Genomic DNA, 19570 nt, shown 5'->3' with positions numbered 1-19570 from the left:
GTACGACTTGTTCAGTACGATTTGGCGAGCCCCAGCACCTTTTCCGCGATGAAGCTGAGGGCGAGCTGCGGGCTGACCGGCGCGATGCGCGGGATCAGCACCTCCCGCAAATAGCGCTCGACATGGAATTCCTTGGCGTAGCCGAAGCCGCCATGGGTCATCACCGCCTGCTCGCAGGCCGAGAAGCCCGCTTCGCCCGCCAGATATTTTGCGGCATTGGCCGCGGCGCCGCAGGGCATGCCCTTGTCGTATTGCCAGGCCGCCGACATCACCATCAGCCAGGCCGCTTCCAATTCGACCCAGTTCACCGCGAGCGGATGCTGGATGCCTTGATTCTTGCCGATCGGACGATTGAACACGATTCGCGTCTTGGCGTATTCGGTCGCGCGCGACAGCGCGAGCTTGCCGAGACCGACCGCCTCGGCCGCGATGAGAATGCGCTCCGGATTCATGCCTTCGAGGATGTACTCGAAGCCTTTGCCTTCCTCGCCGATGCGGTCCTCCATCGGAATCTCGAAATCCTCGAAGAACAGCTCGTTGGAATCGACGATCTTGCGGCCCATCTTCTCGATCTCGTGGACCTTGATCCTGTTGCGGTCGAAATCGGTGTAGAACAGGCTGAGGCCGTGGGTTGGCGAGCGCACCTCCTCCAGCGGCGTGGTGCGCGCCAGCAGCAAAATCTTGTGCGCGACCTGCGCCGTCGAGATCCACACCTTCTGACCATTGACGATGTAGCGGTCGTTCTTGGCGACCGCGCGGGTCTTGAGCTGGGTGGTGTTGAGGCCGGTGTTCGGCTCGGTGACGGCGAAGCACGCCTTCTCGCGGCCCTCGACCATCGGCGGCAGCATGCGCCTGCGCTGCTCCTCGGTGCCGAACACGACGACGGGGTTGAGCCCGAACACGTTGATGTGCACCGCCGAGGCACCGGACATGCCGGCGCCCGACTCGGCGATGGTGCGCATCATGATCGCAGCTTCCGTGATGCCGAGCCCGGAGCCGCCATATTCCTCGGGCACGCAGATGCCGAGCCAGCCGGCATCTGCCAGCGCCTTGTGGAAGTCGTGCGGGAAGCCGCCGTCGTGGTCCTTCTTCAGCCAATAGGCGTCGGGAAAGCCTTCGCAGATCTTGGCGATGGCGTCGCGAATGGCTTCCTGCTGATCGGTGAGCGCGAAATCCATGGTCTTGACCTCCCTTCGCCAAGCATTGTTTAGCTCGAAAAACTACATGCAGATACGTGAATTTGCCCGCGAAGTGTGTCTACCATGCATGGGGTCATGCGGCGCGACGTGACGAATGCGCCGTTATTTCGCAGGGAGGAAACCGCGATGGCCGGACTTTATTTCGAGGACTTTTCCGTGGGCCAGGAGTTCAGGCATCCGCTGACCCGAACCGTCACGGAGATGGACAACACCATGTTCAGCCTGTTGACGCTCAATCCGCAGCCGCTGCACATCGACGCGCATTTCGCCGAGAAGACCGAGTTCGGCCAGCGCATTTTCAACAGCCTATACACCCTCGGCATCATGATCGGCATGACGGTCTATGATACGACCTTAGGGACTACCGTCGCCAATCTCGGCATGACCGACGTCACCTTTCCGAAGCCGGTCTTCCATGGCGACACGTTGCGGGCCACGACAAAGGTGCTCTCTGTGCGGGAATCCAGATCGCGGCCCAAGGCCGGTATCGTCGAGTTCGAGCATCATGCCCTGAACCAGAACGACGAGATTGTCGGCAAATGCCGCCGCATGGCGATGATGCACAAGAGGCCGGTCTGATGCGTTCGATGCTGTTCGTGCCGGGCGATTCCCGGCGCAAATTCGAGAAGGCGAGCGAAGGCAAGGCCGACGCGCTGATCATCGATCTCGAGGACTCCGTCGTCACCGAGAAGAAGGCGGAGGCGCGTGAGCTGACGCTCTCGATGCTGAAGAGCCGCCCCGGCCCGCATCAGCTCTATGTCCGCGTCAACGCGCTCGACACCGGCATGACGCTGGCCGATCTCGCCGCGATCATGCCGGGCAGGCCTGATGGCATCGTGCTGCCGAAATCGCAAGGCGGCGACGACGTGCGTCAGGTCGCGACCTGGCTCGAAGCTTTGGAAGCCGCCTCCGGCATCGCGATCGGCGCGACCCGCATCGTCTGCGTCGCGACGGAGACCGCCGGCTCGATCTTCGGGCTCGGCAGCTACAAGGGCTGCTCCCCTCGCCTCGCCGGACTGATGTGGGGCGCGGAAGATCTCTCCGCCTCGCTCGGCGCTACCGAGAAGGCGAGCGGCGGCGTGTTCCACAGCCCCTATCGCCTGGCGCGGGATCTCTGCCTGATTGCGGCGGCAGCCGCCGAGGTCGCGCCGATCGACACTGTTTACACCGACATCGACAATCTCGCCGGCCTCGAGCAGGAGACGCGTGCCGCGCGGCGCGACGGTTTTTCGGCCAAGGCGCTGATCCACCCCAAGCATGTCGACATCGTCAACGCGGCCTTCGCGCCGACGGAGGCCGAGCGCGCCTGGGCGGAGAAGGTGATCGCGGCGTTCGCGAGCAATCCCAATTCCGGCACGTTGCGGCTCGACGGTCAGATGATCGACAAGCCGCACCTTCGCGCGGCGATGAAGATTCTCGGCCAGTCCTAGAGCGGGACGCAAGCCGGGCCGGCTGCCGGCCTCAGTCGAACCCCTGAACGGGCGGTGCCGAGGAATGCGCCGGCGCGGCAGGCGCGGCTTGAACCGGCGGAGCCTGGACCGGCGGGGCCGGATTGCCGGCAGCTCTCATCTGGCCGTTGGCGGCCATTGCCTCGCGCGTGCGCGACGGGCTACCGGTCGCGGCGGCGCGACGCGGCGGCGGCTGCCGGTGCCTGGCCGACTGCGAGCCTCTCAGGCCCCAGGACCGGGCGATCGAAGGTCCGGCCGTGTAGCCGATCAAGGCGCCGGCGACCGCACCCACCGGCCCAAGCACGACCGCACCCGAGACCGCGCCGAGCGCCGCGTCGCCTGCGCGCTCCTGCGCGAGCGCGCCCGCGGGCACGCAGGCCAGCATTGCGACAGCAGTGATCAGTGCCTTGTTCATCGGAGCGCCTCCCTCGCGACAGATCACTCCTGCTCAAATATGGCCACACGAGGTTCCCTTGCCGGCCAACAAAAGGCAATCGCGCCCGGAACCCGGGCGTCCGGACAGCTCGATCGGCCGACCATCGATCTCCAGGAGCCGGCAACGAGGACAGGCGCGCCAACATCTTGACACCGCTTAGCCGCTGAATATTTTTTCGCCGAGAAGAGATCTTCTCATCCTCGCAAAACCAAAGGATCTAACGCGACCGTCTGGAGAGACGACGATGCTCGATGAGAATTTGGCCCGCATTCGTGCGCACCGCAACAACATCCACCGCTACCGGCGCCTGCTGAAGACCAGGCTGTCGCAGCTCGAGCGCCAATTCATCGAGAGGCGACTTGCCGAAGAGCGATCGGCGCTCGATGGCCTGACCGCCAGCACCTTTCCCGTCGGCTTCCGCGCCGCCGAAGCGCCGGCGAACGCGTTGGGGATGGCCCAATGAACAGCCAACGCGATCTGCTGATCCGCGGCAGCGAGAAGGTCATCGGCCATTACGAGCTGCTTCTTGCCAGCGCCAAGAGCGAGCATGAGCGCCAGCTTTATCGCCAGCGCATCGAACGCGAGCGGCGGCTGATCCGGGACCTGCAAGGCGAATGGGATCACCGCGCGGCCTGAGCTGGGAGATCACGCCTCCCCGGCACCGTCGCAGGGAGGGCTATCGCATTTGAGAGCTCTCCCCTGCGGCCATCCTTCGAGACGCCCGCTTGAGGCGGGCTCCTCAGGATGAGGACGGAGTGTGTGGCTGCAGTTTCAAGAGGCACTGACGCTGATGAGCCTCATCCTGAGGAGGCGCGTAAGCGCCGTCTCGAAGGACGAGGCGTGCGCAACGACCGCCATCACAAGTCATATGCCATAGCCCTGCCGTCGCAGGGACGAACCGCTTCCGCGGTTCGTCCCTGTGCATTCGTTTCAGCGGACGAGGCGGTTGGGGCCTGCGAGCGCGCTGCTCGTGCCGGCTGCGGGCGCCACTCTCACCGTGGCGGTGAGCGGCGCACCGTTGCGCAGCAGCGAGAGCTTCACGTCCTCGCCGATCCGCGCCAGGCCGATCGTGTTGCGGAGCTGGGCGGCAGTGCGGATCGGGCGGTCGTCGGCGCCGGTCACGACATCGCCCTTGCGCAGGCCGGCCTTCTCTGCGGGCGAATCCGCCGCGATCTCGGCGATGACGGCGCCCTGATTCAATCCCTTGTTGACCGACGGATGCAGGTCCTTCAGCGAAATGCCGATGCGACCGCGCTCGACGCGGCCGCTCACGATGATCTGCTCCATCACCTTGCGCGCCATGTTGACCGGAATGGCAAAGCCGATGCCGACATTGCCGCCGGCGGGCGAGATGATCGCCGAGTTGATGCCGACGAGCTCGCCGCGCAGGCTGACCAGCGCGCCGCCGGAATTGCCGGGATTGATCGCCGCGTCGGTCTGGATGAAATCCTCATAGCCCTGCTTGCCGAGGCCGGTGCGGCCCAGCGCGCTGACGAGCCCCGAGGTCACGGTCTGGCCGAGGCCGAAGGGATTGCCGATCGCGAGGACGAAATCGCCGACATCGAGCCCGTCGCTGTCGCCGAAGGCAAGCGCCTTGAGCCCGACCGGGTTCTGGACCTGGAGCACTGCGACATCCGTGGGCGGATCACGGCCGATGACCTTGGCGGAAAACTGCCGGCCGTCCTTGGTCGTGATCTGAACGGCGGATGTGCCCTCGACCACGTGATTGTTGGTCAGCACATAGCCGCGCTGGGCGTCGACGATCACCCCGGAGCCGGTCGCATTGACCTCCTTCTCGATCTGCCGGGGAACGTCGAAGAACTCGCGAAACAGCGGATCGCGATAGAGCGGGTTGTCCTCGCGCACGCTGCCATGCACGGAGATGTTGACCACCGCGGGCGTCACCTGGCGCACCAGCGGCGCCAGGGTCGGCACCGGGCCGCCGGTCTTCACATCCGGGATCTGGCCGGCGGCAGGCTGCGACGCCGTGAGCGTCAGCATCAGCAAGGCCAGGAACAGCAGACGCACAGCATTCATCATCGTCACCCTGCCGCTTGTGTTGTGGGGAGTTTCGAAACCTTCGTGGCTTCAGCCTTCGTCGCCTGACGCGACGATCCAGCCTTGCAGGGCCAGAAGCGGGACAGTCCAGGCTGCCGCGGCCTGACCGAGCAGCACGAGAGCGAGGACGGTGGGCGTGACTATCATGCCGCCTGCCCTTCGGCGGCGGCCCATGGCCGCCGCAGCCGCATCGGCACGCCGCCGCCGCGCGGCGGGTCGTCATTGTCGTTGTCGCCGTCGAGCTTGCGCAAGGCGGCTAGAATGTCGACGAGCCGGACCATGTGGCTCATGCCGGGAATCTCGCGCAAGGCGGGACAGGATTCGACCGCATACATGTCCGATGCCCAGGACGACAGGATGACGCGCTTCTCGGGCGACGAGAGATCCTCGGCATTCAGGACGTCGGCAGGCGAGTCGTAGTGGGCGGCGGGATGAAACAGCGGATTGAGAGTGCCGGAATTGGTATTCACGTTGGTCATCGATGGGTCTCCCACATGCTCCTTTCCAGGGGGACGGCGTGTTGACAGGAGACGGCGGCGCCACATCGCCGCCGTCCCGCTTGACTAGTGTGTGTTGATCGCGATGCGCTTGACGCCTTCGCGTGCCTTCTCCGACTTCGGCAGCGACACGGTCAGGACGCCGTTCTTGAACGACGCCTCTGCCTTGTCCTCCTCGACACCCTCCAGCGGAATCTGCCGTTCGAAGGCGCCGTAATAGCACTCGGTGAAGAACCTGCCTTCGCCGTTGCGCTCCGCCTTCTTCTCGCCGCGGACGGTCAGCACGCCATTGGCGATCTCGACCTGAACGTCCTTCTCCGTCAGGCCGGGAAGCTCCGCCGAGACGGTCAGCGTCTTGTCGGTCTCGCTGAGCTCGACCTTCGGCCAGCCGAAACGGCCCTCCATCAGCGGCGACAGGCTGGTCGCCCCGAAGCCGCGGAAGACATCGTCGAACAGACGGTTCATCTCGCGGTGAAGCGTCAGGAACGGATCGAAATTGTCGCGCGCCGGCGCAAGCTCCTGGTTCTTCGACCAGGGAATGAGATCACGAAAAGCCATGGTACCCTCCTTCATGCATCGGAAAGCGCGGCCCGCGCACGCGCGCGCCGCGTTCCGCTACCTGTTCGATCGAGCGATCAGGCTGCTTTCTTCTGCTCGATCTGCGTTGCCGCAGGAGCGCCGCCCGCGATCGGAATGCGGCGCGGCTTCATGGCTTCCGGAACCTCGCGGACGAGGTCGATGATCAGGAGCCCGTCCTGGAACGAGGCCTGCTTCACCTGGACATAGTCGGCGAGGTTGAACACGCGCCGGAACGGACGCGCGGCGATGCCCTGGTAGAGGTATTCGCGCGCAGCCGTCTCGGGCTTCTTGCCCTCGATGGTGAGCGCGTTCTGTTCGGCCGTCACGGTGATGTCGTTGGCGCCGAAGCCTGCCACCGCAAGGCTGATCCGGTAATGGTCTTCGCCGGATCGCTCGATGTTGTAGGGGGGATAATTGTCCTCGGTCGCCTGGCGGAGCGTGCTGTCGACGAGGTCGGCCAGGTGGTCGAAGCCGATGGTGGAGCGCCACAGCGGCGCAAAGTCAAAGCTGGTCCTCATAACCAAGTCCTCCAAAGAGCAAGATGGATACGAAGGAGCGCAAGGCGGGATTTCAGACGGGTCCGAAAGACCAACCCGGCGCCCGTGCCGGACCCGGTTGGCATCCGACACACCGCTCTCGCGGCGAAAAACGACTTAGAAAACCGCAAACCGGTTTCAAGAGGGGCCAACGGATTTTTTTCGACCCCATCGATGGTCCGCCGAGCCCGGACGCACTTGGCGGCAACGGCAAGGTAAAAAAGGGGTAAAATGGGCGGGTCGAGGGTAAGGCCAGGTTGCCTCCGCGCGTCTGGCCCCGGGGCAACGCGCATGACGAACCAGGCGGCAGCACACCGCAGACCAGGGACCCGACCGCGTCCGGCCGGTCGCACGGCCGGCGCGATTGCCCTGCTGGCCGCCGCAACCACCTTTGCGGCGCAGGCCGACGACATTGCCATCTCGCCTGCCGGGCTAAAGACGCTCGGAACGATCGATGCGCGCTTTCAATCCTACAACATCGAGATGGTGGAGGTGACCGGCGGACGGTTCTGGAAGCCTTATCCGCGAACCGCACGTGCCTTCGACGAACGGGATCGTTACAGCGCGCGGCCGCCGATCGATCTTGCCAATGCGCGACTGCGCCTGCTCGCCGCGGCGTTGTCGCCGGCCTATCTTCGCGTGAGCGGCACCTGGGCCAATGCGACGTTCTTTGCCGAGGCGCCGGGAGCCCCACCGCCGGGATTCAAGACGGTGCTCAGCCGAGCGCAGTGGCGCGGCGTCGTGGAGTTCGCGCATGCGGTCGATGCGGAGATCGTCACCTCCTTTGCGATCAGTCCCGGCAGCCGCGATGACCACGGCATATGGAAGCCGGATCAGGCGCAGCAGCTGGTCGACACCACGCGCGCTCTGGGTGGGCGCATCGCCGCCGCCGAATTCATGAACGAGCCGACGCTCGCAGCGACGGGCGGTGCACCGGCGGGCTATGACGCGGCCGCGTATGGCCGCGACTTCAAGGTCTTTCGCGAGTGGATGCGGCGCGCCGCACCGGAGACGCTGATCCTCGGTCCCGGCTCGGTCGGCGATGCACCATCGCCGTCCGGAGCGGGGCTCACCACGCGGGACCTGCTTGCCGCATCCGGTCCCGGCGTCGATCGGTTCTCTTATCACCATTACAACACGATCTCACCGCGATGCGGCGGGCACGACGATCCGGCGCAGGCCCTCTCGGAGCAATGGCTGGGCCGCACGGATACGACACTCCGGACCTACCAGGCGCTGCGCGACGCATTCGAGCCGGGCAAGTCGATCTGGCTGACCGAGACGGCTGATGCCGCCTGCGGCGGCGGCTTATGGGACAGGACTTTTCTGGACACGTTCCGCTATCTCGACCAGCTCGGACGCCTGGCGAAGGCCGGCGTTCAAGTGGTGATGCACAACACGCTGGCTGCCAGCGATTACGGCCTGCTCGACGAAACAACGTTCGGACCGCGGCCGAGCTATTGGGCCGCGCTGCTCTGGCGCCGGCTGATGGGGACGATCGTGCTCGACGCAGGCAAACCTGCTGCGCGCGATCTCCATCTTTACGCGCATTGCCACCCAGCCACGACAGGTGCGGTGTCGCTGCTCGCAATCAACACGTCGCGCGGCACATCGCGCACGCTATCGCTGCCGGATTCCGCCGAGCGGTACACGCTGCACGCAGCGCAGTTGCAGGGTACGATTGTGCAGTTGAACGGCAAGAGGCTCACGCTGACCCCTGAGGGCCAGCTGCCCCGGCTCGAGGCACGCGCAGCACCGCCGGGAGCAGTCAGGCTTGCGCCGACGACCATCACCTTCCTGGTGTTTCCGAACGCTGCAAATCCGGCTTGCTTGTCCCGACGCTCAGGATCTTAGCGAGTCCCGCGCCGTCTCCGGCGCCAGCAGCGTCGCGACGATCGTGATGACCGACAGCGCGACGATGTAGACCGACACCGCCCAGTACGATCCGGCCCAGGCCAGCAGCGCCGCCGCGATCAGCGGCGAGAAGCCGCCGCTGAGCGCCGCCGCGACGTTGGCGCCGAGCGAGGCGCCGCTGTAGCGCACCTGGGTGCGGAACAGCTCCGGCATGAACGCGGCCTTGGGCCCGAACAGCAGCGCATGGGTGAGCGTCATCGTGACGACGAGCGCAAGCGTGATCAGCGCCGGTTCCCTGGTGTCGAGGAACCAGAACAGCGGAAACGCCAACGCCACCGAGAACACGCCGCCGGCCAGATACAGCGCCTTGCGTCCGAAGATGTCGGACAGCCAGCCGGCAAGCGGCAGCGTCGCGAACTCGACGATCGCGGCATAGACCACCGCATCCAGGATCACCTGCCGGGGCAGGCCGAGCTTGGTCGTCGCGTAAACCACCGTGAACACGGTGAGGAGATAAGCGAGCCCGACCTCCGACACCGTGATGCCGATCGCGAGCAGAAAGCTGCGCCAGTCGCGGCGCAGCACTTCGAGGGCCGGCTGCGCCAGCACCTCCTTGCGCTCGACGATCTCCTTGAAGTGAGGCGTCTCCGCGAGCTTGAGCCGCACGATGAAGCCGACGCCGACCAGCAGAATGCTGATCAGGAACGGCACGCGCCAGCCCCAGCTGAGGAAGTCCGCCTCGGGCAGCTTCGTCATCAGGGCGAAGATGCCGGTGGAGGCGGCGACGCCGACGGGGAAGCCGACCTGCACCAGGCTGCCGTAGAAGCCGCGGCGATTGCCGGCGTGCTCGATCACCATAACGACCGCGCCGCTCCACTCGCCCCCGAGCCCGATGCCCTGAACGAAACGGAGGATCACGAGCAGGATCGGGGCCCAGACGCCGATCTGATCGTAGGTCGGCAGGCAGCCGATCAGGAAGGTGCCGAACCCCATCGCGATCATGGTCGCAACCAGCATGGTCTTGCGGCCGAGCCGGTCGCCGTAATGGCCGATGATGGCACCGCCGATCGGCCGCGCGACGAAGCCGACCGCATAGGTCGAGAATGCCGCCAGCGTGCCGACAAAGGGATCGAAGCTCGGGAAGAACAGCTTGTTGAAGACCAGCGCCGCCGCCGTGCCGTAGATCAGAAAATCGTACCACTCGATCGCGGTGCCGAGCGCGCTCGCCCACACCACATGCGCCGTCGTCGATCGCTCCGCGGAAGCGGAGACCCGCGTTGCTGTCGTCATGCCCTGCCCCAACGATTCCAGTGGGCATCATGGCCAAACGTTGTGACGGCTGCAATCTGTGGAGGTGCTGCCTCCCACAGGATTACGGCGCGGGATTTTGTGCGCAGGTGGCGCAACACCCGTCATTGCGAGGAGCCCTTGCGACGAAGCAATCCAGACCGCCTCCGCGGCAAGACTCTGGATTGCTTCGCGGAGCCTGTCATCGGGCCGCGCTTCGCGCGGACCCGGTGGCTCGCAATGACGGGTGTTGAGGCAGGAGCGCTCCTTACGCGGCATCACCCGGCCATCGTGGAACCGGCCCGACAGCCGTTATTCGCCATTGACAAACTAATTTGCTATTATCTAATTTGCCTCCACAACGACCCTGCCGCGCCAAGCGGCCAATGAAGAGAGGAAACGATAATGAGAGGGCTTCTGGCCTGCGCCGTGCTCGCGGCCATGACTTCGGCTGCCATGACCACAGGGGCCAGCGCGCAAGTGTCCGACGACGCGGTGCGGATCGGCGTGCTGACGGACCTGTCGAGCTGGGGCCGCGACAACTCTGGGCCGGGCTCGGTCGAGGCCGCCAAGATGGCCGTGGAGGAATTCGGGCCGACCGTGCTCGGCAAGCCCATCGAGATCATCAGCGCCGACCACCAGATGAAGACCGATGTCGGCGTTCAGATCGTCCGCGGCTGGTTCGACAACGGCAAGGTCGACGCCGTCGTCGACATCCCCAATTCCGGCATCGCCATCGCCGTGCACAACATGGTGCGCGAGCGCGGCAAGGTCGCCCTGCTCTCCGGCCCCGGCGCGAGCTCGCTGACCGACGAGCTGTGCAGCCCGAACACCGTGCACTTCACCTACGATACCTATGCGCTCTCGAAGGTGACGGCCTCCGCCGTCATCAAGGAAGGCGGCAAGTCCTGGTACTTCATCACCGCGGACTATGCCTTCGGCCAGCAGCTCGAGAAGGACGCCACGCGCTTCATCAACGAGATGGGCGGCAAGGTGCTCGGCGGCGTCAGGCATCCGACCAACACCGCCGACTTCTCCTCTTTCGCGCTGCAGGCGCAGAGCTCGAAATCCGACGTTGTCGCCTTCGCCAATGCCGGCCAGGACACGGACAACGCCATCAAGCAATCCGGCGAATTCGGCCTGGTCCAGGGCGGCCAGAAGCTGGTCGGCCTCTTGATGTTCGACACCGACGTGCACGCCATCGGCCTCAAAGCCGCGCAGGGCACCTATATGACCACGGCGTCCTACTGGGCCATGGACGAGGCGACCCGCGCCTGGTCGAAGAAGTTCTACGAGCGCACCAAGGTGATGCCGACGATGATCCAGACCGGCGTCTACGGCGCGGTGCTGCATTATCTCAAGGCGATCAAGGCGGCCGGCACCGACGATTCCGCCAAGGTGATGGCGAAGATGCGCGAGCTGCCGATCGAGGATATCTTCGTCCATGGCGGCAAGTTGCGCGAGGACGGCCGCGTCATCCGCGACATGTATCTCGCCAAGGTGAAGACCCCCGCGCAGTCCAAGGAGCCGTGGGATTATCTGGACATCGTCAAGACCGTGAAGGGCGATGACGCCTTCCGTCCGGTCTCCGAGTCCAAATGTCCGCTCCTGAAGAAGTGAGGCCCGATATGGCTGGCAACGAGCATGGCACCATGGAGACGTACGAGTGCGACGTGCTCGTGGCCGGATCGGGTTGCTCCGGCATGTCGGCCGCGATCACCGCGCGTTATCGCGGGCTCGACGTGCTGATCGTCGAGAAGGAGCAGCGCTTCGGCGGCACCACCGCCCGCTCCGGCGGCTGGCTGTGGATTCCCGGCACGTCGCTGGCAAAGGCATATGGCATCGAGGAGACGCCGGAGCAGGCCCGCACGTATTTGCGGCATGAGGCGGGCAACAATTACGACGCAGCACGCGTCGATGCCTTTCTGAGCGCCGGCCCCGAGGCGGTCGATTTCTTCACCACCAAGACGGCGCTGCGCTTCGACATGCCGCTGGTGTTTCCCGATTATCACGCGGAAGCGCCCGGCGGTGCCCAGGGCGGCCGCTCCATGGTGACGCGCCCGTTCGACGGCCGCGAGCTCGGCATTCTCATCAAATCGCTCGGCATGCCGCTGCCCGAGCTCACCGTGTTCGGCATGATGTTGGGAAGCGGCAAGGAGATCATCCACTTCATGCGGGTGACGAAGTCGCTGACCTCGGCGGTCTATGTCGCGAAGCGCCTGACGCGGCATTTCACGGACGTGCTGCGCTATGGCCGCGGCATGACGCTCACCAACGGCAATGCGCTCGCAGGCCGCCTCGCAAAGTCAGCGCTCGACCTGAAGATTCCGATGTGGCTGTCCTCGCCGGTGCGCCAGCTGACGGTCGAGAACGGCGCCGTGACCGGCGCCATCGTCTCGCGCGAGGGACGCGAGGTGCGCGTTCGTGCACGACAGGGCGTTGTGCTCGCCTCCGGCGGCTTTCCGCATGACGTCGGGCGGCGCAGGAAGATGTTCCCGCATGCGCCGACCGGCGTTGAGCATTATTCGCCCGGGCCTACGGGCAATACCGGCGACGGCTTGCGCCTTGCAGAAGGCGCCGGCGGCCGCATCGAGGACCGCCTGCCGAACGCGGCGGCCTGGGTGCCGGTATCGCTGACCACGCGCAAGGACGGCTCCAAGGGAGTGATGCCGCACTTCATCGATCGCGCCAAGCCCGGCGTGATCGCGGTGATGCGCGACGGCAGGCGTTTCGCCAATGAGGGCAATTCCTATCACGACTTCGTCCAGGCCATGATCAAGGCCGCCAAGCCCGGCGAGGAGATCGCCGCATTTCTCGTCTGCGATCACAAGACGCTGCGCAAATACGGCCTCGGCTGCGTGCCGCCGTTTCCGATGCCGCTGGGTCATCATTTGAAGACCGGCTATCTCATGCGCGGCCACACGTTGGAAGCGCTGGCGGCGAAAGCCGGGATCGATTCCAAGGCGTTCGCCGAGACGGTCAGGCAGTTCAATGAGACGGCGCCGCTGGGACGCGACGCCGCTTTCGGCAAGGGCTCAAAGGCCTATAACCGCTACCAGGGCGATGCGTTGCACGGCCCCAACCCCTGCGTCGCACCGATCGAGAACGGCCCGTTCTACGCCATCAAGATGGTGATCGGCGATCTCGGCACCTATGCCGGCATCGTCACCGACGCGAACGCACGGGCGCTCGATGCCGAGGGCCGCGTGATCCCCGGCCTCTATGCCGCCGGCAACGACATGGCGAGCATCATGGGCGGCAATTATCCGGGCGCCGGCATCACGCTTGGGCCGGCGCTGACCTTCGGCTACATTGCCGGCAGACATCTTGCCGACAGCGCCGCCAAGCGCGACGCGGCGTAGAGCATGATCCGGAAAAGTGTGCAGCGGTTTTCCGAAGAGATCATGCTCAAACAACGACCCAAGCGCATCGGAGGCGCATGAAGAGAGAGAGCCGCGGCATCCAGTCGATCGAGGTCGGCGGCGAATTGCTCCGCGCGCTCGCCCGCAGCGGCGAGCCGATGATGCTGCGCGATCTCGCCCGCGAGGCCGGCATGACGCCGGCCAAGGCGCATCCTTATCTCGCCAGCTTTTCCCGCATCGGCCTGATCGAGCAGGACGAGAGCACCGGCCGCTACGAGATCGGCGCACTGGCGCTGGAGCTCGGCCTGATCAGCCTGCGCCGCCTCTCCGGCGTACGCATCGCGCGTCCCAGGATCGCGGGCCTTGCGAGCCAGATCGGCCACCCCGTCTCGCTCGCGGTCTGGGGCACGCACGGCCCCACCGTTGTGCAGCTCGAAGAGCCGGCCCAGCCGGTGCACATCGTGATGCGCGTCGGTTCGGTGATGGCGCTCTTGGAGACCGCGACGGGCCGCGCGTTTGCCGCGTTCCTGCCGGAGAAGACCATCAGCGCCGCGCTCGACAGCGGCCTCGACCGCCACGGCGTCGGCTACAACCCGAAGCGCACCGTGAAGGGGGCCAAGGTCGCCGACATGCTCGCCGAGGTGCGCAAGCACGGTCTCGCCCGCGCGCTCGGCGATCCCCTACCTGGCGTGAACGCGTTCGCCGCGCCGGTGTTCGATCATTCCGGCCACGTCGCGCTGGTCATCACCGCGATGGGCCCGGAAGGCACCTTTGATGCCCGCTGGGACAGCCCGATCGCGCACGCGCTGCGCGATTGCGCCGGGGGCATCTCCAAGCGGCTGGGTTACGGGATCAATGTTGCGGCGGAGTGAGGCCCTACTTCTCCTTCACCGGCACCGTGTAATTCAGGACCAGTCGGCCGCCGTCCGGATAGATCGTCTGCCCGGTGATATAGGACGCATCGTCGCTGGCAAGGAAGGCCACGACGGAGGCCACCTCGCTCGGCTCGCCGCCGCGGCCCGCCGGCGTGCGCGACAGCACGGTCTTGCGCGCATCCTCGGACGTGTAGATCGCCGAAGCCACCATGTCGGTCAGGATCGTGCCCGGCCCGACCGCGACGACACGAATGTTGTGCGGGGCCAGCGCGACGGCGGCGACCGATGTCAGCTGCTTCATGCCGCCCTTTGACATGGCGTAGGTCGCCAGCGCCGGGATCGCCAGTAGCGCGTTCACCGAGGACATGTTGATGATGACCCCGCCGCCGCCTTGCGCGATCATTTGCCTCGCCGCCGCCTGCACGCCGAAGAACGCGCCCTTCAAATTGATGCCGATGATCTCGTCGAATTCCTGCTCGGTGATATCGAGGATATCCCGGTTGCGGGCGACCCCGGCATTGTTGACCATGATGTCGAGCCGGCCGAACTCCTTCACCGCGGTCGCGACCAGCTGATCGACATCGGCACGCCTGGCGACGTTGCCCACGACGGTACGCAACGCATCCGGCCGCCCGAGCTCGGCGGCCGTCGCAGCCAAGCCTTCGGCATCGACGTCGGAGATGACGACCTTGACGCCGTCGTCCAAAAATCTCTTCGCGCAGGCCTTGCCGATGCCGCGCGCCGCGCCGGTGATGGCGGCGACCTTGCCGGATAGTTTCATGGGTTCACTCCTGGACTTGAGACAATCTCACGCAAAGACGCGCGGGCGCAGCCCGGCATGAAACCAGGTAATCATGGAATAGATGTCGTAGACCGGCAGCCCCACCTCGGCCTGAAGTGCTGCGGCATAAGGCGGCATGTTGGTGCATTCGAGCACGATGGCGCCGACATCCGGATGCTTGGCAACGAGCTCCTTGCCGGCCTCGACCACGTCGCGCTCGGCTTGCGCGATATCCATGTCGTCCTTCTCGGCCTTGATCAGGACGCGGAAGAACTCCTTGCCGCTCTCGGTGCCGACCAGCGGCGTGTCGAGCGGCACGCCGGCGCCTTCGAGATGGGCCGGTGTCAAGGTCGAGCCCGACACCGTGACGAGGCCGACGCGCTTGCCGGGCGGCAGGGTCGCCTGCACCCACGGCACCTGCATCAGCGAGGAAGTCGCGACGGGAACGCCGACGGCCGCCGCGATCTCCTTCTGGAACAGCGAGAGGAAGCCGCAATTGGTGGTGATGGCCTCCGCCCCGAGCCGCACCAGATCCTTGGCCGCATCGATGAAGTCGGGCAAGAGGCCGGCCGCGCCCTTCAGCACGACCTTTTCCGGCGAGGCGCCGCTCACCACGCGATAGAGCACCGGGAATGGCCAGGTCGTGCCGTTGCCCATGTCGCCGGGAATGCGGGGAAAGCGCGCCTCCAGCATCAGGATGCCGAGCGGCGCGCCGTAGATGGCCTTGCCGCCACGGGCGATGCGGGAGGACGAGCTGGCTGAGGTGGTCATGGTGCGCTCTCAGAGGAAACGATCGGGCGCGAACGGCGCGAGTGGAATCTCCGGCGCCTTGCCGCTCACGAGCTGGGCGACCAGACGGCCGGTGCGGGCCGAGCCGACCAGGCCGACATGGCCGTGGCCGAAAGCATAGACGATGTCGCGCGAGGCGCGCGCATAGCCGATGCAGGGACGTCCGTCCGGCATGCTCGGCCGATGGCCGAACCAGGTCTTGACGCGCGAGACCGGAATGTCCTTCGGCAGTTTCGGGAACATGCTGACGAGGTGGTTGCGCAGAATCTCGGCGCGCTTCCAGTTCGGCGCGGCCTCGAGGCCGGCGATCTCGACCGTGCCGGCGGCGCGCAGGCCCTTGTTGGTCCAGTTCACCACCAGCTTGGCGTCGGAGGCCATGATCGAGCTGCGCGGGCCGACTTCCGGATTCTCGATCACGACATGATAGCCGCGCTCGGTCTCGAGCGGGAGGGGATCGCCGACCGACGCGGTGAGCTGCTTCGAGCGGGCACCGGCCGCGACCACCGCGGCGTCACAGGCGATCTCGCCGGTCTCGGTGACCACAGCGACGAGCTTGCCGCCCTTGAGCTTCAGCCCGGTCGCCTTGGCGCGTACGTGCTTCGCGCCGCTGGCAATCGCATGATTGGCAAGGGCTGCAACATAAGCGCCGGGATCGCGGCAGCGCCCGGCTTCCTCCACCACGACGCCAAAGGTGTAGCGCGGATGCAGATCCGGCTCACGCTGGCGCATTTCGTCGGCATTGAGCTCCAGCCATTCGACGCCAACCTTCCTGCGCAGGCGCCAGCCGAGATCATTGTCGAAATTGCCGCGCGATGTGAACACGTGCATCACGCCGTTGCGCTCGATCAGCTCGGGGACGCCGGCTTCTTCCGCGAGCTTCCTGTGCAGCAGCGGCGCGTCCTTCAGGAGATCGCGCAGCGCGAACGCCGTGGTCTCGACCCGCGCCGCGGTCCAGCCCGACAGCAGATACTTGATCAGCCAGGGCAGCGCCTTCGGCAGGTAAGACCAGCGGATCGCAAGCGGGCCGAGCGGGTCCAGGAGATAGCCAGGCACCTTCTTCCAGACGCCCGGCTCCGCCGGCGGGATCACCGAATGCGACGACAGCCAGCCGGCATTGCCGTAGCTCGCCGCCTGCTCGCCGCCGGGCTCGCCCGGATCGATCAGCGTCACGCGATGTCCCTCGCGCAGCGCCTCGATGGCGCTGATCACACCGATCGCGCCGGCTCCGATGATGGCGACGTGGCGACCTTCAGGCATCGCCCTAAGCCTTCACCGCCGAGACAAAATCCTTGCCGACCGAGATCGCCCTGGGATCGATGATGCAATGGAGGATCGACGGCTTGCCCGAGGCGAGCGCGCGCTCGAACGCCGGTGCGAACTCTTCGGTGCGCTCGACGCGCTCGCCATGCCCGCCGAACGCCTTCGCATACATCGCGAAATCCGGGTTCTTGAGCTGGGTGCCGACGACGCGGCCGGGATAGTAGCGCTCCTGGTGCATGCGGATGGTGCCGTATTGCGAATTGTCGATGATAATGACGACGAGCGGCGCGTCGTACTGCACGGCGGTGGCGAATTCCTGGCCGTTCATCAGGAAGCAGCCGTCGCCCGCAAACGCGACGACGACGCGATCCGGATATTGCCGCTTGGCCAGCACGCCCGCCGGCACGCCATAGCCCATCGAGCCCGAGGTCGGCGCGAGCTGGGCGGCGAAGCTGTGGAAGCGGTGATGGCGATGGATCCAGCCGGCGTAATTGCCGGCGCCGTTGCAGACGATCGCGTCGTTCGGCAGGCGGTCGCGCAGCCAGGTCATCACCTCGCCGTACTGGAACCTGCCCGGCAGCTCGCGCGCCTTCTCGGTCCAGGCCAGATAATCGGCATGCGCCTTCGCGGCCTCGCCCTTCCATGCCACCGCACCTGACGGCTTCAACGTCTCGACGGCGGCGGCGAAGGCGGCCGGCGTCGCCTGGATCGCCAGTTCAGGCTGATAGATGCGGCCGAGCTCTTCGGAGCCCGGATGCACATGGATCAGCTTCTGCTTCGGATTGGGAATGTCGAGCAGCGTATAGGACGACGATGGCATCTCCGACATGCGGCCGCCGATCAGCAGGACGACGTCGGCATTGTCGATGCGCGCCTTCAGGCCGGGGCTCGGCCCGATGCCGAGGTCGCCGGCATAATGCGAATGGTCGGCGTCGATCAGCGCGGCCCGGCGGAACGAGGTCGCGACCGGCAGGTCGAACCGCTCGGCGAACCGCGCGATGCTCTTGGCCGCCTCGTCGGTCCAGCGCGAGCCGCCGAGAATGACGAGCGGCGCCCTTGCGCCGGCCAGCATGGCGCCGAGCTTTTCGATATCGGCAGGCGCCGGCCAGCTCACGGCGGGCTCGATGCGCATGGCATCGGCAACGGCCGCGGTCTCGGTCAGCATGTTCTCCGGCAGCGCGATCACCACGGGACCGGGGCGGCCCTGCATGGCGACGCGGAAGGCGCGCGCGACCAGCTCCGGAATGCGGTCGGGACGGTCGATCTCGACCGCCCATTTCGCCATCGAGCCGAACACCGCCTTGTAGTCGAGCTCCTGGAACGCCTCGCGCTCGCGCATGCCGGTGTCGACCTGGCCGACGAACAGGATCATCGGGGTCGAATCCTGCATCGCGATGTGGACGCCGTGGCTGGCATTGGTGGCACCGGGGCCGCGGGTGACGAAGCAGACGCCCGGCCGCCCCGTGAGCTTGCCATAGGCTTCCGCCATCATCGCCGCGCCGCCTTCGGCGCGGCAGATCACGACGTCGATCGGGCTGTCATGCAGCGCATCGAGCGCCGCCAGATAGCTCTCGCCCGGCACGCAGGTGACGCGCTCGACGCCCTGGGCGACGAGCTGATCGATCAGGATCTGGCCCCCGGTGCGGGTGTTGCGAATGGTCATGTCGGCTCCCTCAAGACTTCGGCGATACGCACGTGTTCGGGAACTGGCCTAAGACAGGCCGAGAGCGTGCGCAAGGTCGAAAGGCTTCTCGCAGCCTGCGCAGGCGTCATGCCCGTCCCTGCCGTTTGCACTACAGGCCCTGCCGCGGCCATGATGGCGAGCTTCGGCATCTTCGTCTAAGATCCCTCTGAATCACTGTTCGGGAGCACCGGAATGCAAACCATTGGCCTGATCGGAGGCATGAGCTGGGAGAGCACCGCGCTTTACTACAAGCTCATCAACGAGCGGGTCCGCGACCGCATCGGCAAGCTGCATTCGGCCCCGCTTCTGATGTATTCCTACGATTTCGAGGAGATCAAGCAGATGCAATATGCTGGCCGCTGGCAGGAGGCGGCGGCGAGCCTGGCGGAGGTCGCGCGGCTGCTCGAAAGTGCCGGCGCGCGGGCCATCGTGCTGTGCACCAACACGATGCATAAATTGGCGCCGGAGATCATCTCCAGCGTCAACGTTCCGTTCATCCACATCGGCGATGCGACGGCCGAGCGGATTCGCGCCAAAGGATATCGGCGGGTCGGCTTGCTCGGCACCAAGTTCACGATGGAGGAAGACTTCTACATCGACCGATTGCGCGCGCACGACCTCGACGCCATGGTCCCTCCCGCGGACGAGCGCGTCGAGGTGAACCGCATCATCTACGACGAGCTGTGCCTCGGGAACGTCGCCGCGCCCTCGCGCCGCCGCTACCAGGAGGTGATGGCGGCGCTCGTCGCCGGCGGCGCCGAGTGCATCATCCTCGGCTGCACCGAGATCACCATGCTGGTCGGCCCTGATGACACGTCGGTCGAGACATTCGACACCACCGCCATTCACGCAGAGACGGCCGCCGATTTCGCGATCGGGTGAATTGATCTCCTCAGTCCAGCCCGTGCCGCGAGGTCCCGGGGGA

20 protein-coding genes are annotated in these 19570 nt (G+C 65.9%); 9 read left to right on the top strand and 11 right to left on the bottom strand.

The window, feature by feature from the left end:
• Positions 1-11 precede the first annotated feature (11 nt).
• Positions 12-1178 carry an acyl-CoA dehydrogenase family protein gene (locus tag I6F16_RS09025; RefSeq protein WP_036007218.1) on the bottom strand — a complete coding sequence of 389 codons (1167 nt, stop codon included), beginning with the start codon at positions 1176-1178 and terminating at the stop codon, positions 12-14.
• 96 nt (positions 1179-1274) lie between these two features.
• Between I6F16_RS09025 and I6F16_RS09020 the strand changes: the two genes are divergently transcribed.
• Both I6F16_RS09020 and I6F16_RS09015 read left to right on the top strand, forming a co-directional pair.
• Positions 1275-1778, top strand: coding sequence for a MaoC family dehydratase (locus I6F16_RS09020; protein WP_338076419.1), 504 nt, complete (start codon positions 1275-1277; stop codon positions 1776-1778).
• Positions 1778-2629, top strand: a complete 852-nt coding sequence (locus I6F16_RS09015) for a CoA ester lyase (RefSeq protein WP_225173622.1) — start codon at positions 1778-1780, stop codon at positions 2627-2629. The genes I6F16_RS09020 and I6F16_RS09015 overlap by 1 nt, the downstream gene beginning before the upstream one ends.
• Before the next feature lie 31 nt (positions 2630-2660).
• On the opposite strand, the gene I6F16_RS09010 is transcribed toward I6F16_RS09015, so the two are convergent.
• Positions 2661-3062, bottom strand: coding sequence for a hypothetical protein (locus I6F16_RS09010; protein ID WP_192893299.1), 402 nt, complete (start codon positions 3060-3062; stop codon positions 2661-2663).
• 265 nt (positions 3063-3327) lie between these two features.
• On the opposite strand from I6F16_RS09010, the gene I6F16_RS09005 reads away from it, so the two are divergent.
• Positions 3328-3546, top strand: coding sequence for a hypothetical protein (locus tag I6F16_RS09005; protein WP_036007194.1), 219 nt, complete (start codon positions 3328-3330; stop codon positions 3544-3546).
• Positions 3543-3719, top strand: a complete 177-nt coding sequence (locus I6F16_RS09000) for a hypothetical protein (RefSeq protein WP_225112092.1) — start codon at positions 3543-3545, stop codon at positions 3717-3719. The genes I6F16_RS09005 and I6F16_RS09000 overlap by 4 nt, the downstream gene beginning before the upstream one ends.
• Positions 3720-4013: 294 nt before the next feature.
• On the opposite strand, the gene I6F16_RS08995 is transcribed toward I6F16_RS09000, so the two are convergent.
• The 4 genes from I6F16_RS08995 to I6F16_RS08980 all read right to left on the bottom strand — a co-directional run bounded on the left by I6F16_RS08995 (position 4014) and on the right by I6F16_RS08980 (position 6735).
• Positions 4014-5120, bottom strand: a complete 1107-nt coding sequence (locus tag I6F16_RS08995) for a trypsin-like peptidase domain-containing protein (protein ID WP_225173621.1) — start codon at positions 5118-5120, stop codon at positions 4014-4016.
• 164 nt (positions 5121-5284) lie between these two features.
• The gene (locus tag I6F16_RS08990) at positions 5285-5620 is read right to left on the bottom strand and encodes a hypothetical protein (protein ID WP_225173620.1); all 336 of its coding nucleotides are present in this window, start codon (positions 5618-5620) and stop codon (positions 5285-5287) included.
• An 84-nt stretch (positions 5621-5704) separates the two neighbouring features.
• Positions 5705-6196, bottom strand: coding sequence for an Hsp20/alpha crystallin family protein (locus I6F16_RS08985; RefSeq protein WP_225173619.1), 492 nt, complete (start codon positions 6194-6196; stop codon positions 5705-5707).
• Positions 6197-6273: 77 nt separating this feature from the next.
• Positions 6274-6735 (bottom strand): Hsp20 family protein, encoded by a 462-nt coding sequence (locus I6F16_RS08980; protein ID WP_036007176.1) that lies wholly within the window; start codon positions 6733-6735, stop codon positions 6274-6276.
• A gap of 309 nt (positions 6736-7044) precedes the next feature.
• Between I6F16_RS08980 and I6F16_RS08975 the strand changes: the two genes are divergently transcribed.
• The gene (locus I6F16_RS08975; RefSeq protein ID WP_225173618.1) at positions 7045-8607 is read left to right on the top strand and encodes a hypothetical protein; all 1563 of its coding nucleotides are present in this window, start codon (positions 7045-7047) and stop codon (positions 8605-8607) included.
• Here the strand turns inward: I6F16_RS08975 and I6F16_RS08970 are convergent.
• The gene (locus I6F16_RS08970; RefSeq protein ID WP_225173617.1) at positions 8596-9897 is read right to left on the bottom strand and encodes an MFS transporter; all 1302 of its coding nucleotides are present in this window, start codon (positions 9895-9897) and stop codon (positions 8596-8598) included. The two genes, I6F16_RS08975 and I6F16_RS08970, sit on opposite strands and share 12 nt — an antisense overlap.
• A 402-nt stretch (positions 9898-10299) precedes the next feature.
• Here I6F16_RS08970 and I6F16_RS08965 point away from each other — a divergent pair, with 402 nt between their 5' ends.
• The 3 genes from I6F16_RS08965 to I6F16_RS08955 all read left to right on the top strand — a co-directional run bounded on the left by I6F16_RS08965 (position 10300) and on the right by I6F16_RS08955 (position 14128).
• On the top strand, positions 10300-11514 hold the full coding sequence (locus I6F16_RS08965; protein WP_225112087.1) for an ABC transporter substrate-binding protein: 1215 nt from the start codon (positions 10300-10302) through the stop codon (positions 11512-11514).
• Positions 11515-11522: 8 nt separating this feature from the next.
• Positions 11523-13256, top strand: coding sequence for an FAD-dependent oxidoreductase (locus tag I6F16_RS08960; RefSeq protein ID WP_225173616.1), 1734 nt, complete (start codon positions 11523-11525; stop codon positions 13254-13256).
• A gap of 77 nt (positions 13257-13333) precedes the next feature.
• Positions 13334-14128: an IclR family transcriptional regulator gene (locus I6F16_RS08955; protein ID WP_225112085.1), complete on the top strand. Its 795-nt coding sequence runs from the start codon at positions 13334-13336 to the stop codon at positions 14126-14128.
• A 4-nt stretch (positions 14129-14132) separates the two neighbouring features.
• Here the strand turns inward: I6F16_RS08955 and I6F16_RS08950 are convergent, their stop codons facing one another.
• From I6F16_RS08950 to I6F16_RS08935, 4 genes are read right to left on the bottom strand one after another with little or no spacing between them, the layout of a single operon-like run.
• Positions 14133-14912 (bottom strand): SDR family oxidoreductase, encoded by a 780-nt coding sequence (locus I6F16_RS08950; protein ID WP_036007160.1) that lies wholly within the window; start codon positions 14910-14912, stop codon positions 14133-14135.
• A gap of 27 nt (positions 14913-14939) precedes the next feature.
• Positions 14940-15683 (bottom strand): aspartate/glutamate racemase family protein, encoded by a 744-nt coding sequence (locus I6F16_RS08945; RefSeq protein WP_036027373.1) that lies wholly within the window; start codon positions 15681-15683, stop codon positions 14940-14942.
• Between the two features lie 9 nt (positions 15684-15692).
• Positions 15693-16958, bottom strand: coding sequence for an FAD-binding oxidoreductase (locus I6F16_RS08940; protein ID WP_225112084.1), 1266 nt, complete (start codon positions 16956-16958; stop codon positions 15693-15695).
• Between the two features lie 4 nt (positions 16959-16962).
• On the bottom strand, positions 16963-18624 hold the full coding sequence (locus tag I6F16_RS08935) for a thiamine pyrophosphate-binding protein (RefSeq protein ID WP_225112083.1): 1662 nt from the start codon (positions 18622-18624) through the stop codon (positions 16963-16965).
• Positions 18625-18837: 213 nt separating this feature from the next.
• On the opposite strand from I6F16_RS08935, the gene I6F16_RS08930 reads away from it, so the two are divergent.
• Positions 18838-19527 carry an aspartate/glutamate racemase family protein gene (locus I6F16_RS08930; protein ID WP_109145921.1) on the top strand — a complete coding sequence of 230 codons (690 nt, stop codon included), beginning with the start codon at positions 18838-18840 and terminating at the stop codon, positions 19525-19527.
• The last annotated feature ends 43 nt before the right edge of the window (positions 19528-19570 follow it).

The organism is Bradyrhizobium sp. IC4060 (assembly GCF_020193715.1).
Lineage (GTDB): Bacteria > Pseudomonadota > Alphaproteobacteria > Rhizobiales > Xanthobacteraceae > Bradyrhizobium > Bradyrhizobium yuanmingense.
The sequence above is the reverse complement of the archived record's forward strand: the minus strand, read 5'-3'. Positions and strand labels throughout refer to the sequence as shown.

What these genes read in the sequence shown, in the direction of transcription:
- I6F16_RS09025 (WP_036007218.1), bottom strand. Translation starts at nt 1,178, where the DNA reads ATGGATTTCGCGCTCACCGATCAGCAGGAAGCCATTCGCGACGCCATC.
- I6F16_RS09020 (WP_338076419.1), top strand. Translation starts at nt 1,275, where the DNA reads ATGCGGCGCGACGTGACGAATGCGCCGTTATTTCGCAGGGAGGAAACC.
- I6F16_RS09015 (WP_225173622.1), top strand. Translation starts at nt 1,778, where the DNA reads ATGCGTTCGATGCTGTTCGTGCCGGGCGATTCCCGGCGCAAATTCGAG.
- I6F16_RS09010 (WP_192893299.1), bottom strand. Translation starts at nt 3,062, where the DNA reads ATGAACAAGGCACTGATCACTGCTGTCGCAATGCTGGCCTGCGTGCCC.
- I6F16_RS09005 (WP_036007194.1), top strand. Translation starts at nt 3,328, where the DNA reads ATGCTCGATGAGAATTTGGCCCGCATTCGTGCGCACCGCAACAACATC.
- I6F16_RS09000 (WP_225112092.1), top strand. Translation starts at nt 3,543, where the DNA reads ATGAACAGCCAACGCGATCTGCTGATCCGCGGCAGCGAGAAGGTCATC.
- I6F16_RS08995 (WP_225173621.1), bottom strand. Translation starts at nt 5,120, where the DNA reads ATGAATGCTGTGCGTCTGCTGTTCCTGGCCTTGCTGATGCTGACGCTC.
- I6F16_RS08990 (WP_225173620.1), bottom strand. Translation starts at nt 5,620, where the DNA reads ATGACCAACGTGAATACCAATTCCGGCACTCTCAATCCGCTGTTTCAT.
- I6F16_RS08985 (WP_225173619.1), bottom strand. Translation starts at nt 6,196, where the DNA reads ATGGCTTTTCGTGATCTCATTCCCTGGTCGAAGAACCAGGAGCTTGCG.
- I6F16_RS08980 (WP_036007176.1), bottom strand. Translation starts at nt 6,735, where the DNA reads ATGAGGACCAGCTTTGACTTTGCGCCGCTGTGGCGCTCCACCATCGGC.
- I6F16_RS08975 (WP_225173618.1), top strand. Translation starts at nt 7,045, where the DNA reads ATGACGAACCAGGCGGCAGCACACCGCAGACCAGGGACCCGACCGCGT.
- I6F16_RS08970 (WP_225173617.1), bottom strand. Translation starts at nt 9,897, where the DNA reads ATGACGACAGCAACGCGGGTCTCCGCTTCCGCGGAGCGATCGACGACG.
- I6F16_RS08965 (WP_225112087.1), top strand. Translation starts at nt 10,300, where the DNA reads ATGAGAGGGCTTCTGGCCTGCGCCGTGCTCGCGGCCATGACTTCGGCT.
- I6F16_RS08960 (WP_225173616.1), top strand. Translation starts at nt 11,523, where the DNA reads ATGGCTGGCAACGAGCATGGCACCATGGAGACGTACGAGTGCGACGTG.
- I6F16_RS08955 (WP_225112085.1), top strand. Translation starts at nt 13,334, where the DNA reads ATGAAGAGAGAGAGCCGCGGCATCCAGTCGATCGAGGTCGGCGGCGAA.
- I6F16_RS08950 (WP_036007160.1), bottom strand. Translation starts at nt 14,912, where the DNA reads ATGAAACTATCCGGCAAGGTCGCCGCCATCACCGGCGCGGCGCGCGGC.
- I6F16_RS08945 (WP_036027373.1), bottom strand. Translation starts at nt 15,683, where the DNA reads ATGACCACCTCAGCCAGCTCGTCCTCCCGCATCGCCCGTGGCGGCAAG.
- I6F16_RS08940 (WP_225112084.1), bottom strand. Translation starts at nt 16,958, where the DNA reads ATGCCTGAAGGTCGCCACGTCGCCATCATCGGAGCCGGCGCGATCGGT.
- I6F16_RS08935 (WP_225112083.1), bottom strand. Translation starts at nt 18,624, where the DNA reads ATGACCATTCGCAACACCCGCACCGGGGGCCAGATCCTGATCGATCAG.
- I6F16_RS08930 (WP_109145921.1), top strand. Translation starts at nt 18,838, where the DNA reads ATGCAAACCATTGGCCTGATCGGAGGCATGAGCTGGGAGAGCACCGCG.